11 protein-coding genes are annotated in these 17,803 nt (G+C 66.7%); 6 read left to right on the top strand and 5 right to left on the bottom strand.

Annotation, left to right across the window (positions count from 1 at the left end):
* Positions 1 to 94 precede the first annotated feature (94 nt).
* Entirely contained in the window at positions 95 to 3,169 is a 3,075-nt protein-coding gene (locus ETW24_RS22305; RefSeq protein ID WP_129373290.1) for a G8 domain-containing protein, read from the top strand.
* Here the strand turns inward: ETW24_RS22305 and ETW24_RS22300 are convergent.
* From ETW24_RS22300 to ETW24_RS22290, 3 genes are all read right to left on the bottom strand, one after another.
* Positions 3,154 to 4,455, bottom strand: a complete 1,302-nt coding sequence (locus tag ETW24_RS22300) for an O-antigen ligase family protein (RefSeq protein ID WP_164982812.1) — start codon at positions 4,453 to 4,455, stop codon at positions 3,154 to 3,156. The genes ETW24_RS22305 and ETW24_RS22300 overlap by 16 nt on opposite strands.
* 11 nt (positions 4,456 to 4,466) lie before the next feature.
* Positions 4,467 to 6,122: a GMC oxidoreductase gene (locus ETW24_RS22295; protein WP_129373288.1), complete on the bottom strand. Its 1,656-nt coding sequence runs from the start codon at positions 6,120 to 6,122 to the stop codon at positions 4,467 to 4,469.
* A 74-nt stretch (positions 6,123 to 6,196) separates the two neighbouring features.
* Entirely contained in the window at positions 6,197 to 7,909 is a 1,713-nt protein-coding gene (locus ETW24_RS22290) for a hypothetical protein (RefSeq protein WP_129373287.1), read from the bottom strand.
* A gap of 388 nt (positions 7,910 to 8,297) precedes the next feature.
* Between ETW24_RS22290 and ETW24_RS22285 the strand changes: the two genes are divergently transcribed.
* Genes ETW24_RS22285 through ETW24_RS22265 form a run of 5 tightly spaced genes read left to right on the top strand, consistent with a single transcriptional unit; the run spans position 8,298 to position 13,747 of the window.
* The gene (locus ETW24_RS22285) at positions 8,298 to 9,479 is read left to right on the top strand and encodes a glycosyltransferase family 1 protein (RefSeq protein WP_129373286.1); all 1,182 of its coding nucleotides are present in this window, start codon (positions 8,298 to 8,300) and stop codon (positions 9,477 to 9,479) included.
* Positions 9,479 to 10,360, top strand: coding sequence for a PIG-L deacetylase family protein (locus tag ETW24_RS22280; protein WP_129373285.1), 882 nt, complete (start codon positions 9,479 to 9,481; stop codon positions 10,358 to 10,360). Before ETW24_RS22285 ends, ETW24_RS22280 begins: the two co-directional genes overlap by 1 nt.
* Positions 10,357 to 11,214, top strand: coding sequence for a formyltransferase family protein (locus ETW24_RS22275; RefSeq protein WP_129373284.1), 858 nt, complete (start codon positions 10,357 to 10,359; stop codon positions 11,212 to 11,214). The genes ETW24_RS22280 and ETW24_RS22275 overlap by 4 nt, the downstream gene beginning before the upstream one ends.
* On the top strand, positions 11,211 to 12,200 hold the full coding sequence (locus ETW24_RS22270) for a hypothetical protein (RefSeq protein ID WP_129373283.1): 990 nt from the start codon (positions 11,211 to 11,213) through the stop codon (positions 12,198 to 12,200). Before ETW24_RS22275 ends, ETW24_RS22270 begins: the two co-directional genes overlap by 4 nt.
* Entirely contained in the window at positions 12,194 to 13,747 is a 1,554-nt protein-coding gene (locus ETW24_RS22265) for an oligosaccharide flippase family protein (RefSeq protein WP_129373282.1), read from the top strand. The genes ETW24_RS22270 and ETW24_RS22265 overlap by 7 nt, the downstream gene beginning before the upstream one ends.
* On the opposite strand, the gene ETW24_RS22260 is transcribed toward ETW24_RS22265, so the two are convergent.
* Both ETW24_RS22260 and ETW24_RS25135 read right to left on the bottom strand, forming a co-directional pair.
* Positions 13,689 to 14,810, bottom strand: a complete 1,122-nt coding sequence (locus ETW24_RS22260) for a glycosyltransferase family 2 protein (protein WP_254695778.1) — start codon at positions 14,808 to 14,810, stop codon at positions 13,689 to 13,691. The two genes, ETW24_RS22265 and ETW24_RS22260, sit on opposite strands and share 59 nt — an antisense overlap.
* A gap of 446 nt (positions 14,811 to 15,256) precedes the next feature.
* On the bottom strand, positions 15,257 to 17,656 hold the full coding sequence (locus tag ETW24_RS25135) for a calcium-binding protein (protein ID WP_129373281.1): 2,400 nt from the start codon (positions 17,654 to 17,656) through the stop codon (positions 15,257 to 15,259).
* Between the last annotated feature and the right edge of the window lie 147 nt (positions 17,657 to 17,803).

Raw genomic sequence — 17,803 nt, 5'->3', positions numbered from 1 at the left:
ACGTCAACATTCCTTTCTCACGGCATCCGCAAAACACAACCATCTGCCAGACCGCTAAGACGCGCCTGACCTGGCAATCTGGAGACCCAGTTCTATGAATGCGATGACCAACGATACCATGATGTCCCATCATGATATGACCACGCCGTTTACGAATCCCGCGGACGCAACCCACGTCGCAATACAATCCGGCAATTGGAATGACCCGTCAACATGGAAAGGCGGTAAGGTCCCGGGAAAAGACGCAAAAGTCCACGTTCCCGAAGGCGTGTCTGTTGAGTACAATTCCACATCCAACGCCCGGCTGGAATGGGTCCGCATCGACGGCGGGCTTGATTTCGCCACCGATCAGGACACCCATATCCGGGTCGAGACCTTCGTCACCGGCCTGAATTCGCATCTGACCATCGGCACCGCGGATAAGCCGGTTGAGGCGGATGTGAATACCTCGATCGTTTTTGCCGACGGGGCGATCGACACCAAGATCGATCCTGACCTGCTGAGCCACGGCCTGATTGCACAGGGCAAGGTCGAAGTTCATGGCGCCACAAAATATGCTTACGCGGCGCTGGACGGCAACGCAAAGGCCGGCACCAAAACCCTGAATTTTGAAGCCAACACCGATGGCTGGCAGGTCGGCGACACCCTTGTTGTGATGGGCACCCAACAGGGCAAGTTCCAGGATGAAAGCCGGGAAATCGTGGCGATCAAGGAGACCTCGAAAGGGGTTGAAATCACCCTCGACAAAGCGCTGAGCCATGATCACACAACCCCGCCGGGGCATGATCTGGACATTTTTGTCGGCAACGAGACCCGCAACGTTGTGTTCTCCTCCGAAAACCCCGAAGGGGTGCGCGGGCATGTGATGATGATGCACACGCCCGACGCCGCAGTTCAATACGCCGAATTCAGCGAGCTGGGCCGCACCGACAAGTCGCTGCCGCTGGATGTCGGCACCAATGTCGCCGCGCGCTACCCGCTGCATCTGCATGAAACCGGCACCGAGGCCGGCAGCCAGATGGCGGTGCTGAACGGCAACTCGGTCCACGGCTCCCCGGGCTGGGGCATCGTGCAGCATTCCAGCCATGCGGCTGTTGATTTCAACTTTGTGCATGACATCGCAGGCGCCGGCATCGTGTCGGAAGACGGCGATGAGACCGGCCAGTGGATCGGCAACTTTGTCACCGGCGTTCCCGGCGCGGGCGAGGATTTCTCGATTGCGCGCGATGAGCATAAAGCGGATTTCGGCCACAGCGGCGTGGCCTATGAAAACCAGGCCCGGCAAATCGTCCAGCACGATAACATTGCCGCAAACGCCAATACCGCATGGATGTTCCGCGCTGCTGAAACCAGCGTCGACAACCCCGACCGCGATGCGCTGCAGTTCGACCCGATGCCGTTGAAAGACGTCCTGAACAACGAAGAACCGGCCATCATCGGCTTCCATGACAACACCGCAATTGCGGTGGAGACGATGATCGACACCGGCCACCGCCAAAGCATGGCCACCACCACCGATCTGCGCAGTGACTTTCTGCGCATGACGGCCTGGGAGGTCGACCGGGTTTTCGATGTCTTCAATTACACCGGCGAATATGTCATCCGCGATGGCCTGTTCATTGCCGACGATGATGGCGCAGGCAGGGCCATTGTGCTGCCGAACAAACATGAAGGCACCTCGATCATCGGCTCCCATTTCGAAGGGTTCTCGACCGCAATCTACGACAAGGGCGTGAACAATGACGGTGTGTACATCGGCAACACGTTCAAGGATGTAGGCCAGAAAACCGACAGCGAATACTATGGTGACAAAAGACTGCAATCGGTAGATCCTGCATCGCTTGAAACCTTGGACAGGCCGGTACTGGAACTGGATGCCAATGCCGATCTCACCCTAGGCCCGCGCAACAAGGAAGTGCTGATCTCCGGCACCATCACGGACAACGCCGGAGAGTTGCGGCTGGGCTCGAACGTCTGGGCGGAGGTTTCGGTCGCCACCCGCGACGGCATCGACAGCAATGACAACGATCTGGGCCAGCCCGACCCTGAAGAAATGATTGCCATTAATGGCGCGATGCGCGATGGCGACGGCTGGATCATGCCGATTGCGATCTGGATCACCGACCGCGTCACCGCCGAGCATTTCTCCTACCGCATCGACATCAAGCTCGAAGGCTATACCGACGAGTTCCTGGAGCAGTATGAGATCACCGATTTCAAGCTGCCCTCCAGCAAGGTTGAGATTTTCGACGGCTATACCGAAGCCGGCGGCGGCACCCCGGATCCGAAACCGACTCCGGACCCGGATCCCAAGCCGGACCCGGATCCGACCCCGGAACCGACGCCGGATCCGGATACAGGCGGCGATGCTGAAGCCGTGCTGCAGGTTGGCACCGCAACCTTCAATCAAGGATCCCGCAACAACTGGTTCAGCACCGAGTTTGCCGAAGACATCGACAATCCGGTGGTGATCATGGGGCCGCTGACATCGAACGGCGGGGCGCCGGCCTTTGCCCGGGTCAAGGCGGCAACCGACGACGGGTTCAAGATGCAGATCGAGGAATGGGATTATCTGAACGGCAAGCACGCAACGGAATCGGTGAGCTGGGTTGCCATGTCGAGCGGCACCTACGAGCTGGAAGACGGACGCCAGGTCACCGCGGTGCAGGTGAAAACGGACAAGAATGGCAAGGCCACCGTCGATTTCTCCGGGTTTGACGGCGAAATCGCTGTCTTCACCCAGATCGGCAGCCATAACGCCTCCGAAGCGATCACCGTCCGCAACGAGGTGTCCGGCAACGATTCCGTCGAAATCTCGCTGCAGCGGCAGCAGGATAACAGCGGCGGTGCCTTCGCACCGGAGACCGTCTATGTGATGGCAATGGAAGTGGGCGAAGGCGAAGGCTTGCAAGCCGGGAACATGACCGGCGTGAAACGCAAAGCCTCGCAGGTGGATGTCGATCCGGACGACTTCGATGAGCTGGCATTCCTCGCCTCCATGACGTCAACCAATGGCCAGGACCCTGCTGCGTTGCGTCTGCGCGATTTTGACAGCAACGGTATCTCGATCTTTGCCCAGGAAGAGAAATCCGCGGATAATGAAACCTGGCACAAGCGTGAAGACGTCAGCTGGTTTGCGGCAGAGACCGGCGTCTACGATCTGTTCTGAACCGCCAGATCCGCAGTACGAAAGGCAACGGCCGGCCCCGAAGGGGCTGGCCGTTGCTGTACGGGGCCACGCCCGGTGCCCAGCCGGTGCTTGGCCAGGTAGCAGGCGCCGATCCAGATCAGCATATGGGCCAGCACAAAGGGCCGCATCAACTCGCTTTCGACCATGGCGCGGATCAGTTCGACCATCGCCACCGTCAGAAAGAAAATGAACGGCATGCCGCCGCGGCGCAGCAGCTGAGCAGCCAGGCAGGCCAGCGCCCAGACCAGCATGAACACCGTCAAACCCAGCCCGATCAGGCCGAAATGCACGGTGTTTTCATAAAATGAGTTGTGGAAGGAAAACACCTGGTTCGGGCTTTTGTGGAACGCCGCAAAAATCTGCCGGACAAGGTCGTTCTCCTGGTACCGCCAGAAGCCGCCGCCGCCGTATCCGGTCACCGGACGCTCCCGGATAACATCCTCGGCATAGGCCCAAAGCTGGGTGCGCCCGGTGAGCGTGCGGCTCTTGCCCAGCCGGTCGAAGAACAGATCAGCAAGGGAGTCAGGCCCGCTCAGCAGCACCGGCAGGGCAATGGCCAGCACACCGGCGGTGATCAGCCCGGTGGCGATCCGGTCGGCAGGCGTGCGGTCTCCGGCGCCGGCAAAAAAGCCGAAGCCGCCGATCATCGTGATGATGGCAAGGCTCAGCACCAGCGCCGTGGCCGAATGGCTGCGCAGGATCAGCACAAAAGCCAGCGCGGCCAGCACCAGGGCGGTAAACCGCAGCCACAGCCGGAACCAGGGGTCGAAAGACACGCAGAGCGCCGCCGCCCACAGCAGCAGCATCTTGGCCCCCAGCATATTCTTATGCGCGAAGATGCCGGTCATCGCTCCGTCATGGTAGGCGGTGAAGAAGATGCTCAGAACGCCGCAGATACCGGTTGCAAAAAAGGCTGTCAGGACAATCCGCCGCGGGCTCATCCAGGCCGCAAAAAGCACACAAATCAGCGCGGTCAGCACCATCTGAGCCCCGGTGCGCAAGGCCTCGTCCGGCACCACGCCCAGCGGCGATGACAGCATCGCCCAGCCAGGCAGCAGCAGCAGCGGCCAGCAGCCGGCCAGGATCGGCACCGTGGCCCGGCGGTCGCGCCAGACCGCATAAGAAAAGTAAAGCGCCAGCGGATAGAGGATGTATTCATCTTTCGGGAAGACGGTGAAGGTGACCAGGAACCAAAGCACCGCCAGCACCAATTCAAAGGGCCGGGCCGGCGCCGATGCCATTGCGGCCTGCGCGCCTATGCTCATTTGACCGCCGCTCATTGGGCCGCTGCCGCAGGGCAGCCGCGTTCAACAGCGGCACGAGGGGCCGGCTTGGCCGCGGCCAGGTGGCGGGCCAACCGCATCGAGAAGGCGGCAATGGACTGCGTCGGCTGCGCCGCGCCGCTGCTGCGGAAGATTGCCGACCCCGCCAGATAAAGGCCCTGCACCCCATGCACCCGGCAGTCGCCGTCGACCACGCTGTCGCGCGGATCCCGCCCCATCCGCGCCATACCCGTCTGGTGGTACCCGTCCATGGCGCTGGCGCGGATGGCCTGCGGCTGTTCTTGCGGCGGCACGTCATACTGCAGCCTGGCCAGGCCGGAGGCGGCCAGTGCCGCCGCAAGCATCCCGTGGCCGCGAACAACCCGCTCCACATCAACCTGGGAGAACCCGAACCGGATGCGGATTTCCGGCAGGATGTCCGGCTGCACCGGACCGGCCAGCTCGATGCGGTTGGCGGCCAGCGGCTCCTGTTCCGCATGATAGCTCAGCTTGTAGCGGTTGGCGCCGTTCAGGATCAGATGATCAACGGCTTCCCGCCCGCGGTCATATCGGGCACGGATCAGGCCCGGCAGCGCCCGCAGGCTGGGGCCCGCGTCTGCGGCCAGATTGCGCAGATGCGGCAGCAGCGGGCTTTGCTGCAGCCGCTCAGGCGCGCCGGGTCCCAGCGGTGCGGGTTCTTGCGTGCTGCGTCCGCGCAGCCGTGCCAGCAAGTGTTTCGCCGACAGGATCCCCGAGCCGTGCCCGGCATTGGCCGCAGGCCAGTTGCGGGTCCAGAAGAACATATTGACCCCTTCCGCCATGGCCTCGGGGGTGCTGCGGAACACCCGCCGGCTGAGCCCGCGCGCGGCGCCGCGCCGCCAGCCGTATTCCGCCGCGTCTGTCCGGGACGGAAAGACAATACTGGCAATGCTGCCGGTCAAATGGCCGGCATAATACTGCCCCAGCGCCGCCAGATGGCCCAGTTCGGCCCGGTGCCGCGCCTGCGCGGCCAGCAGCAGCCGGGCGGTTTCGATCCCGCCCTGAGCCAGAACCGTTGTCCCGGCCCGGATGCTGGCTGCCGGCGCCCCGTCCTGCTGCCGGACCCGGACACCGGCGCAGCGGGGGCGGCCATCGGCGCCGGTCCCTAACTCCAGGCCCACGGCATTGGCCTGCAGCAGCACATCAGGGCCGCCCGGGGCATCGATACCGGCCTGGTGCCAGCGCATCAACGAGCCGGAATCGGCCAGCACCTCTGTCGCGTCCAGATCAAAATTCCCCGCCGCGCCGGGCCGCAGAAAAGGCTGCGGCGGCGCATGGCCGCCAAGAAAATCCGCAGCGTCTGCGAAATAGGGCGCCAGACCGGCAAACGGCAGCGGCCAGCCTGCCATCTCAAAATCATGCGCGGCAAGCGGCACAATCCGCCCGCCCCACAAGGAACTCGTGCCGCCCAGCCCCTGGCAATGGGTGTCGGCGGACGCCATATGGGCGCCGGGATCTTCAAGGGCGGCGCCGGGTCCGGGGGAAGGCGCATGGCCGCCGGCCTCCAGCACCAGAACGGACCGGCCTGCCTCGGCCAGCGGCAGCGCAACCGCAAGCCCGGCCGGGCCGGAGCCGACAATGCAGGCATCATACTGCCGTTCAAGCGCGGCTTGGATCGTTACCAGTGGCACGGTTCACATTTCTCCATGGCTTTTCCCATCGTATAGAGACTAGGGCGCGCACCCGGCTCCGGCCACGAAAACGTCTATTTGCCGCCCGTCAGGGTAACAGCGTCCCAGCCGGCCGGAACAATCCGGCTGCTTTCCACCTGCGCCAGCCAGCTGTTCGCAGCAAAGGCGTTGGTGCAGGCGCCGCCGTCCATCTCCAGCACCACAGGCGTGTATTCAGCCCGGAACCGCGGCTGCAAAAACAGCTGCTTCACCCCGGTGCCCGAGGCAGGCACCGCCTCGGTCCAGTTGTGCCGCTGGCAGCCGGGCTTGTGGAACCGCGGCAGAAGGTCGGGCGGGTGCTTCCAGAAAGTATCCGCATCAAAGCTTGCATGGTTGCGCAGGCCGGTCTTGATGGGGTTGGCATGGGCCATCTCGACCCAGTTCAGCCCCATCAGGTCGCGCAGCTCCCCGCCGTAGGTCAGCGCAATGCCGCCCGCTGCCGCAACCCCCATGCTGGGGCGCGGGGAAAAGCCGTTCATATAGGTTCCAAACACCTCGCCGCGGGCCGACAGGGTGAATTCGCGAGCAATGCGGAACCGCTCTTGCCGGTAGGCAATAGCATTGACCGCACTCCAAACCAGCAGCGCCGCCAGGCCCAGGCCGACAGCCGTGGCGCGCCGAACCGGCTGCAAAGCCCGCAGCAGCGCCAGCCCGCCCAGCACCAGCGGCAGCGCCAGGATCGGCATCACCGGCTGGTAAAACCGCCAGAGCGCAAAATGATCGCCGCCCAGCATCACATAGGAAAACAGAATGCCGAACACCGCCGCCGCCGCCAGGACCCTGGTGCGCTGGCCGGGGGCAGGGCGCCGGATCAGGCCAATGATGCTGACCGCGGCCAGCAGCAGCCAGGCCGGCACCAGCACCTCGGCAAAGGGCTGCCCGGTCAGGAAGCTGATGAAATACTTGGCCCCGTCGAGGACATTCTGGAGCCGGTCCGCAGAGACCTTGGCGTAATAGGTATTGGGAAAGGGAAACCCGAAATAGGCCATCCGCCCCAGCGTCAGCGCCGCAAACCCCGTGATGGCCGCAACAACAGCAAGCCCTGCCGGGCGCCAGGCCGCCGGGCGCAGGACAATCGCCAGCAGCCCCAGGCCAGCGGCAACCGCGATGCCTTCGGGCCGGGTCAGCGGTAAGGCGGCAGCCGCCAGCAGCAGCGGCAGATCCATGTGCGGCGGTGCCGCCCCTTCGGCCAGCTGCGACAGCCGGTCGAGCAGCAGCAGGATCAGCGCCGTCCACAGCGCGATCTCCATCATTGACCAGACCGACCAGATGAAAAAGGACGGCAACCCGCATAAGGCCAGCGCCGACAGCGCCGCTGCCGCTGTGCCCTCCGGGCTGCCAGGGCCGCCACCCGCGCGGCGGGCGATGCGCAGGCCGAACCAGACCGCGGCAACGGTGAACCCTGCCGCAACCAGCAGGATCGCAGTCTCGGGATTGCCGCCGCCCAGATAGGGAACGGCCAGAATGAGGGTCCACAGGAAGGAGGTCGCCCCCTCCACCCGCTCGCCGCCGATGTTGTACACAAAGCCATGCCCGTTTGCGATGTTCTCGGAATAGGAGCGGGTGATCGCCGCATCATCGATGCCGTTTGTGCCCGGCGCCCCGGCCAGGATCCAGGACAGGAGCGCCATCACTGCCACCACCGCGGCGGCAGCCAGGAGGTCGGTCAGGCGGCCTCTCCGGCCGCGTTGCCCTGCGGTTGCAGGGCGGCGGGCGTGCGGCGGTTCAGGAGCGGAAAAATCTGTCATGTCTTATCCGGGTCTTACAAAACTGGTTACAATAGCCTGCCGCTCAGGCGCCTTTGCAGACCGCGGCAATGTCCGGAATGCGGAAAGAGCGCAGGCCTTGATTTCCACTTGCAGGCCTCTACCATTTCGGCAGCAGAAACGAGGTTTTTGCCCTGTCCGGTTGTTCCTGTCCGGTTGTTGCGGCCGCTGTGCCCCGGGTGTCTGTTGAGAGTAAACTAGTGTCATATGTTTTAGAAACAAACGCCCGGAAAACCGAACTTCAGGGCATTCCGCATTCCGGGAATTTCACGACTGGAACCAGTGTCTTCCCCGATCCGCTTGCAATCATCAGCACGGCAGCGCGCGCCAGGCCGCATATCGAAGCCCGCGCCGCAGAGGGACGCCGCTGATGCTGGATGCTGCCTGCGTGATCGACCCGCGGTTCTGCGGCGGCACTGCTGCCGCCATGGCCAGCGATATCGCGGCATTTCTCGAGGCCGGGCTGCGCGTTGGCCTGGCTGAGGTGCGCAGCCCCTATCTCGACGGCGCCCCGGACCGGCGCAGCCCGGCAATTGCGGCGCTGTGCGCGGACCCGCGGATCACCCGGCTGGAGCCGTCTGCAGACCGCCCTGTCACCGCCCGCAGCGTGTTTCTGCATCATCCGATGACCTTTTTCTACGGCATCTGCACACCGTTGCGGCTGCGGGCGGAAAAAACGTTTCTGGTCGCCCATCACCTGCCGTTCCGGGGCGACGGATCGCTGCAGTATGATCCCATTGCCACCGCCCGCCGGGTGGCGCGCGCCACCGGGGCGCGGCCGCTCTGGCTGCCGGTGTCGGGGCTGTGCCGCCAGCAATTGCGCTCCTTCGCCCCGTTCATCCGCCTTGGCGCCCTGGACTGGCCCAATGTGTTCGACCCCACCGCCTGGACGCCCGCACGGCAGGCCTTCTCCAGCCGCAGGCTGGTGATCGGCCGCCACGGCCGGGCTGATCCGCTGAAATGGCCGGATACCGCAACCGGTATTGCCGCCAGTCTGCCCTGCCTGCCGGACACAGAGATCCGGGTGATGGGATGCCCGCGCGCGGATCTGGAACAGATGGGTGCGGACCTGTCGGACTGGACGATCCTTGATTTCGACGCACAGCCGGTGGCTGGTTTCCTCGACGGGCTTGATGTGTTTGTCTACCACTTCCACCCCGCCTCCAGCGAAAGCTTCGGGCGCACAGTGGCCGAGGCGATGCTGATGGGCGCCGTCTGCGTGCTGGACCCGCGGCTGGCGCCCACGTTCGGCGATCTGGCGCTGTATTGCCCGCCGTCAGGCACCGCCGGGGTGATCGAAAAACTGCGCCGCGATCCGGCAGCGGCCCGCACCCTTGCCGCCCGGGCACGGGCCGCCATCGCACAGCGCCACAGTCTGGCCTCGGTGCCGGAACGGCTGGCCGCCCTGCACAACGCCGCTGCCGCCGCCGCACCGGGTCCGCGTTATGCCCCGCCCCTGGAAGTGCTGCGCAAGACCCTTGGGATGATCCGGCGCGGCGAGTATTTTCCGGCGCATCTTGCGGCGCGCCGGCGCGGCCCGGGGGCAGCCTGATGACAGAGCTGGCCCCGTCCGCGACCCGTCCCGCCGCGCCGCCGCCCTTGCGCCAGCGCGCCTGGCTGCAGGCCGAACAGACCGCCTGCCGCGGCTTTCACGCAGCACTGCGCCTGAAAGCGCGCGATATGACCGCGCGCACCGCGCACCGGACCGCCCTGGTGCTGGCGCCGCATGCGGATGATGAGACTCTGGGCTGCGGCGGTCTGATCGCGCTCAAACGGCGCAGCGGAACCCCGGTCACCGTGCTGATGGCAACCGACGGCTCCGCCTCGCACCGCTATGAGCAGACCCTGCAAACCACCGGAGAGCGGCTGGCGGCGCTGCGCGAGGCCGAAACCCGCACCGCCTGCGCCCGGCTGGGAGTGGAGGCCGGGGCGCTGCACTTCCTGCGGTTCCAGGACAGCCGCCTTGACGCACAGGAACAGCGGCTGAGCGCGGCGATCCTGGACACCTTGGTCCGGACCCAGCCGCAAGAGGTCTATGTCTGCGCCCTCAGCGACGGCCACCCCGACCATCAGGCGCTGGCCCGCGCCGCGCGCCGGGCCATGGCCGCCTGGGACGGCCCGGCTGCCGCGTTTTATGAATACCCGGTCTGGAGCTATGATTTCCGCTCCTGGCGCGGGCAGGGCAGCAATACCGGCGGCTTCCTGCGCGGGGTGGCTTTGATGACGCGCGCGGTGCTCGGCTGGCAAATGCATACGGTCCGGATCACAGATCTGCGGGCGCAGAAAGCCCATGCGCTGGCGGCACATTGCTCGCAGCTGGGCCAGTACGGCCCCGAGCCGCATTGGTCGGGGCTGCCAGACAGTTTCCTGCGCCATTTTCAGTCCCGGCACGAGCTGTTCCGCAAGCTAGACCCGCGGGAGCTGTCGGGATGAGCGCGCAGCCTCCACCGCCACAAGCGCAGACGCAGCCCTGCGCGCGGATCCTGCTGATCTGCCACAACGTGCCTTTTGGCCGCGCCATGGCGGCGGCGCTGCAGGCGCGATCCGGCGCGCAGTTATGCGGCATTCTCGCCATTGAGCGCCCGGTCCCGCGGCGCCAAAAGCTGCGCCGGATGCTGGCCTTTGCCCTGCGCGCCTCATTCCTGGAACGCCGGGTCCGGCGCCTGGAAACCCGCCTTGAACAGCAGGCCGCCCGGGCCTTTGACGCCGCCGCCGCCCCGCCTGCGGCCTGGCCGCCGGGCATCAAGGTGCACACATCCGCAAACCCCAATGCCGCCGCCAGCCTGGCCTGGCTGGCTGCCCGGCAGCCGGACCTGATCGCGGTCACCGGCGCCCCGGTGCTGCAGCCGGAGGTGTTCAGCCTGCCGCGGCTCGGCACGCTCAACATGCATTCCTCGATCCTGCCGGCCTACCGCGGCACCCAGGCCGAATTCTGGCAGGTGCTGGAGCAAGGCTGGGACAGCTGCGGGATCACCGTGCATTTTGTCGATGCCGGCGTCGACACCGGCCGCATCGTGCTGCAGCAGCGGACCGAAGCGGCGCCGCCGCTGACGCCGCAGATGCTGCGGGCCCGCAACCTGCTGCAGGCGCTGCATACGGTGCCGCAAGCGGTAGCAGCGGTGCTGGACGGCAGCGCCCGGCCAATGCTGCAAGGCCCCGGCCCGCGGCCCCGCCGCAGCCGCGACCGCACCCTTGCGGCACGGGCGCAGCTTCTGCGCCGCCTGGGCTATCTGACCGGCCCCGAGGCGCCCGCGCCTGTGCCGCAGCCCGCGGAGGACCGCCGGTGAAACAGCTGCTGCGCGCCCCTGTCATTGCCGCCGCCCTGAAGATGCGCGGCTTCCGCGCCGAGGATGCGGTGCTGCTGTCCTGCGATCCGCGCAGCGGCTCCACCTGGCTGAGCGAGGTGCTGTGCGCTGCCGCCCCCAGCGCGGTCATCTGGGAGCCGTTCCATCTGGATCATGCGCCAAAGGTGCGCGACTTCGGCTTTGCCTGGCGCCAGATCATCCCGCCCGGCGCGGACTGGCCCGAGGCCGAGACCCTGCTGCGCGAAGTCCTGTCCGGGCGGCATATCAACGGCTGGACAGGCTGGGCCAGTCCGGTTGCGGATTTCCTGCGCGCCCGGCAGCTGATCGTGAAATGCTGCCGCGCCAACGGGTTTTTGCCCTGGATGCTGCGCCGGATTGCCTTCCGGCGCGCGCCGATCCATTTTCTGCGCCATCCCTTTGCCATCGCCGCTTCGCAAATCCGCATGGGGAACTTCAGCACCGATGGCATGGAGGCCGATCTGGCCCGCGGCCGCTATGCCGGGGATCTGGCAGAGTCTGCCCGCTATATCCGCGCGCTGGACACAGACGAGGAGCGTATCGTCGCGATGTGGTGCCGGATCCAGCAGCCCGCGCTGGAGGATCCGGTGACCCGCGCCCGCACTGTCCGGATGCATTATGAGACGCTGACCCTGCATCCGGAACAGGAGATTGCCCGCCTGTTTGCCGCCTGGGGCAGTCCGGTGCCTGCCGCGGCGCTGGCCCGGATCGACAAGGCCAGCCGGATGACCGTCGACGCCAGCCTGCTGGGCAACCCGCAGGCCCAGGTCGGCAAGTGGCAGCAGGCCTTCAGCGACCGTCAGATCAGCCGCATGTCGCGGGTGCTGACGGATTTCGGCATCGGGGTCTATGACGAAACGCTGCTGCCCAAGGTGCCGCCGCCTGCTGCCGTCCAGCCGCAGCCGGACACCCGTGCGGCTGCGGCTGCCGCGGACGGGCAGACATGCTGAGGCTGCGCGCCCGCCTGCCGTTTCCGGGGCGCAGCCCCGGCCGGAGCGAAAGCGGCGGCAGCGGCGGCGCTGCACCGGCGCAGTTTTTTGCCAGCATCCGCGCGCTGATCGGCGCCCGCGCCGTTCTGGCCCTGCTGCAGCTGTTCAGCCTGCCGGTGCTGACCCGGCTGCTGGATGTGCGGGACTTTGCGCTGATGGCGCTTGGCATGGTGATCCCGCTGTTTGCCAATACCGTCAGCGACGCCGGCCTTGGCCGGTCGCTGGTGCGCAGGCAGCATTTTGATCCGGTGGAGTGGAGCAGCGTGTTCTGGTTCCTGTTTCTGGTCGGCGCAGCGCTGGCCGGGATGACCGCTGCCGCGGCGCCGGTTTTTGCCGGGGTGATGGGCGAACCCGGTCTGGCGGCAATTGTGCTGGTGCTGGCCTCGGTGCCTTTTCTGCTATCGCTGACGTCAGCGCATCAGGCTGCGCTGGAGCGCGCCTACCGCTTTGATCAGATCTCAAGCGTGACCGTGGCGGCAGGGATCGCCGGGGTGCTGACGGCAGTGGCGCTGGCGCTGGCGGGTGCAGGGGTGTGGGCGCTGGTGGCGCAGCAGGTGGTCACAGCCCTGTTGCGGGCGGCCGGGTTTGCCTGGCTGTCCGCGTTTCAGCCGCGCTTTGCCTTTGACTGGCCCTTGCTGCGGCCGCATCTGCACTTCGGCAAGAACACGCTGCTGTTTTCCGGTGTCATGACACTGCAGAACCAGACGCCGGTGCTGGCCTTCGGGCCGGTGTTCGGCACCCTTGCGGTGTCGCTCTGGGCAATGTCCGAACGCGCCGCCCGGCTGGCCCGGACCGCATTGGCCGGGCCGGTGTCGCAGGTGACGCTTGTGTCGATGTCGCGGCAGTGGCGGGAGGGCAAGGGCGCGGCAGAGGTCGCAGCCCTGTATCTTGCCTCGACCCGGCTGCTGGCGACGCTGCTGTTTCCCTCTTTCCTGGTGATCGCTCTGGCCGGCGAGGCGGCCTTTGTCTGGATCCTGTCCGAACCCTGGCGCCCGGTGGCCGTTGTCTTTGCGCTGGCGGTGCCCGGCCTGCTGATCGACGCGGTGGCCTCCAGCGGCGCCCGCGTCTTCATGGTGGCCGACCGGACCGACCTGCGGCTGCGCATGGCGGCTGAGCGTTTTGCCATCGGGCTGCTGCTGTTCCTGGCGGCGCTGCCGTTCGGGCTGGAGGCAGCCATCCTGGTCCGCAGCCTGTTCGCCATCGCCTATCTGCCGCGGTACTGGGCCTATCTCGGGCGCTGCGTGCCGCTGGACCGCCTGGCCTGCGCGCGCCAGCTGATCCTGCCGGCGGCGGCAGGCATCGCCGCCGGGCTGGGGTTCAGGATCTGGGCCGCCCCGCAGATCCCCGGACTGGCCTGGGAAGCGCTGGCAGTGCTGGCAGCCGCCGCTGCCGCGCCGGTCCTGGCCGCCGCGCTGTCCTGGCGTCCGCTCAGGGCCGATATCGCCCGGCTCAGGGCTTCGGCGAACGAGACAGCATCCGCTGCGCCCGCTGCATCCCCCGCACCATGACCCCGGACAGCCAAGCGGGCACCCAAGCAGCCACCCATATACGCAGAAATCCCAGCCCCCAGGCATTGTGCATGACCCCCAGCGCCGCCCCGGCCCACAGGCCGGCCGGGCCGCGCAGGCACAGCGCGCCCGTCAGCGAGACCGCCAGCAGCGCCGCAGCATAAGCCACAGGCCAGATCAGCGCGGGCGGCCACACTGCGCCAAGAACCAGGCAGCCCAGCAGCCCCAGCACATTCAGCACCGGCACAAGCTGGCGCAGGCGCGGCCGCATCCGGTGCTCCAGCACCGTGCGTGCGCGGCCGCGGCCGTAATTCCAGTACTGCCGCATCAAGGCCGCCAGCGATGGCCGCATCCTGTAGATCAGCCGGTTTTCCGCATCCAGCCAGATCCGCCCCCCGGCCAGCACCAGGCGGCGGTCGTATTCGGCATCCTCGTTATGGCTGAAGCGCGGGTTATAGCCGCCGATGCGGCGGAACCAATCCAGCCGGAACCCGGCATGATGGCCATGATCCACCCATTGCGACCGCCCGCCGCCGCGGTGCTGCGACCCGCCCGAGCCAAGCGGCGTATCCACCACCCATGCGCAGGCGCGCTCAAACCCGCTGTGGCCTGCGGCATCCATCACAGTGGCGACCGAGGCCGCCTCAGGGCGCGCCGCAAAGGCTTCGGCCACCCGCCTGACATAACCCGGCGGATAGACCGAATGGGCATCGCAGCGCACCAGGATTGTGTGTTCAGGCCGCGCTGCGCTGTCCACCGCACGGTTGATCCCCGCCGATTGCAGCCGGTCCGGATTATGAACAAGCTGCAGCATCGGATCCGACGCCGCCAGGCCGGCAACAATATCCTGGGTGCCATCATTGCTGCCGCCGTCGGCGATGACGATCCGCACATGCTCCATGAACCCGTCCCCGGCACGCAAGGACGCGATGCAAGCCTCGATTGCGGCCGCTTCATTCAGGGCAGGGACCACAACCAGCACGCTCTCCGGCCCGCAGCAAACTGCGCTCTCTGCAGGCAGGCCTGGCCCCTGGCCGGATGTCATCGTGTCAAAACCCGGCACCTGAGCCCCCCCGGAACATCGCTCCAAACCCTGGCAATGCTATTCAAGGTTGCGATTCGTTCCTACCCGGGCAGACGGCCGCGTATCACCTGCGGATTGCAGCTGCAAAAGCGGGCGGCAAGGAGAGTGACATTTCTGCTTTGCCGATGGGTGACATTACTGCTTTGCGGCTACAACGGGGTATCCTGTAATAAGTATTATGCTTAATATTTAATCGCTGCCCCGCAAAAGCGGCAGCGCGGCGCAAGTGCAGCATCACCTGATGCCGCTGACGGGCTGCCGCCAACAGCCCGGCAAACGGCAAGCCCCTGATCTTCCTGCCATCACACAACTGCTCTCCCGGCAGCTGGCCCGGCGCCGCAGGACCCCAATGTCAAAAGTGTATACGTTCGGCATATCCTGCCAGTGTCACATTCAACCAGCGTCATCCTTAGCCCCGGCCATCCTCAAAACAGAAAGTCATCCGCATCCAGCCGGCCCGGGTTCAGGTCTTCCAGAAAGATCCTGCCCGAGCCGGTGAGGATCAGCGCTCCGCCGTCCTGACGGCTGATGTCCAGATCCGCAAACCCGTCCGCCGCAGCCCCCTGCAGATCAATCAGGTCGCGGCCGGGGCGGAAGTCGGAAATGGTGTCGCGCCCGTGGCCGCGGGCAAAGACAAAGACATCCTCGCCACCGCCGCCGCTGAGCAGGTCATGCCCCTTGCCGCCCTCCAGGCGGTCATCGCCGCCCTGGCCCTTGAGCTGGTCGCGGCCCTTGCCGCCGTCCAGCGTATCGCGCCCCGCCCCGCCCTTCAGGCTGTCCTTGCCGCCGCCGCCCTTCAAGTCATCATGCCCGCCCTGGCCCTTGAGCTGGTCCTTGCCGCCGCCGCCGGACAGGGTGTCGCTGCCGCCGCCGCCCTGCAGCAGATCGCGGCCGCCCTGCCCGGACAGCAGGTCCTGACCGCCGCCGCCCTTGAGACTGTCGGCGCCGCTGCCGCCATAAAGCCTGTCATCGCTGCCGCCGCCTTTCAGCAGGTCATTGCCGCTGCTGCCCTTCAGCCTGTCGCTGCCGCCGCCGCCATAAAGCCGGTCATTGCCGGATCCGCCCTCCAGCACATCATTGCCGCTGCCGCCCTTCAGGCTGTCGGCGCCGCTGCCGCCCTCCAGCCGGTCATTGCCCGACCCGCCCTCCAGCAGGTCGTTGCCGATGCCGCCTTCAAGACTGTCATTGCCGCGCCCCCCGTCCAGCCGGTCGTTGCCGCCCTCGCCGCTCAGCAGGTCATCGCCGCCGGTGCCGTCCAGCCGGTCAGCGCCGCTGCCGCCGTAGAAACTGCCGCCCGGCAGGGTCTCCCCCGCCTCCTGCCGCTGCGGAAAGGAAAACCGCAGATCCGGGCCGAACACATCCGCCAGCTCCAGCGGCGTGCCCGCATCGCTGATCAGCACAATCCGGGTGCCTCCCGCTTCCATCACCATGCCGCTGCTGCGCGCCTGCGCATCCAGCTGGCCGGTGCTGTAGAGCCCTTCGAACAGCGACAGGTCCAGCTGGTCTTCGCCGGGGGTGAAATCGCGCACCGTCACCGCCCCGGCCGCCGGGTTGATGACAAAGGTATCAGCACCGCTGCCGCCGGTCAGCCAGCCGCCTTCCGCCCCCGCAACCAGCACATCATCGCCCGCCTGGCCATAGAGGTTTGCACCGCTCCGGCCGCCCTCCAGCACGTCATTGCCGGCACTGCCGTCCAGCCGCGCCGCCCCCGCCGCCGCCAGATGCATCTCGCCCAGGCTGCCAAGCGGCAGGGTGAACCGGCTGATGCCGCCTGCCGCACCCGAGGCGGCAAAGACCTGCAGCTCGCCGCCAACCGCCGCCGCCTCCAGCGCGGTCACATTCTGCAAACCCAGCCCCGGTGTGTGCTCCAGGCTCTCAAGATGGATCAGCGCGCCGCCCGGGGTCAGGGTGAACAGGCTGAGGCCGCCGTCATTGCCCGCCGCCAGCACCAGCACATGGCCCTCTGCCTCCACCACCTCCAGCGCGCTAAGGCCGCCGAAACGGGTCATCGCGGTATCCTGCAGCCGGGCTGAGACCTGCAGCCCGCCATCCGCGCCCACCTGCATCAGAGTAAGCGAGCTGCTGCCCGCCGCCCCCAGCAGCGCCCAGGATTTGCCGCCGGCCTCAAATCCTTCCAGCACGGTAACGCCGGAGACCGCCAACCCCTGTTCCGCCCCCAGATCGCTGCCGGGGCTCAGCGCGCCGGTGGCGGCATCGGCCCGGAAGCTGTGCAGCCCCCGCGCATCCGCCGCCAGCAGCACCGGGCCGCCCGCCGTCTGCACCAAAGCCAAAAGCGCCGCCGGATCCAGGCCATAAGCCGCATGGCCGCCCGCGGCACCGGCCTGGCCCTGCACATCCCCCGCCGCATCCAGCTGCCAGCCCTGCAGACCGCCGCTGGCCGCCCCCACCGCATAAAACGCGGATTTGCCATCTGCCAGCTGCAGCACCGCCACCGCGCCAAAGCCGCCCGCATCGGCGCCTGCCAGCGCATCGCGGTCCTGGCTGCCCAGGCTGCCATCTTCCGCCAGCTCATAAAATGTCAGCGCGCTTTGGCTGGTTCCGCCCTGCAGCAGCCGCAGCCCGCCGCCGGCCTCGGCCAGGTGGAAATCCCCGGTGCGGATCCCGGCCTGCCCGTGCAGCTGCTGGCCCGCCAGCTGCGGCAGGGCGCCGGAGCCATCCAGCTGCCAGCGGCTGATACCGCCGTTCATGCCGGTGGCCGCATAAAGCACCGCCTGACCGTCCTGCACGGCGATTTCCAGATCGCGCAAATCGGCGCCGAAAATCAGATCCTCTGCGGCGAACCGCCCGGTGAATGCCAGTGCCATAACCCCGCTCCTTTGCGCTTGCGGCCCAGGGCTGAGACTGGCCAGGGCGCGGGGCGCAATGCGGGAAGCAAAGCGGGCAAAATCAGGGACATTGTTTACAGATTGACGACAATTGAACGAACAGACCCAAAACAGGCCGGAAACGGC

The sequence above is a fragment of the Leisingera sp. NJS204 genome (genome assembly GCF_004123675.1).
Classification (GTDB): Bacteria; Pseudomonadota; Alphaproteobacteria; order Rhodobacterales; family Rhodobacteraceae; genus Leisingera.
This window is presented reverse-complemented; position numbering and strand designations above follow the sequence as displayed.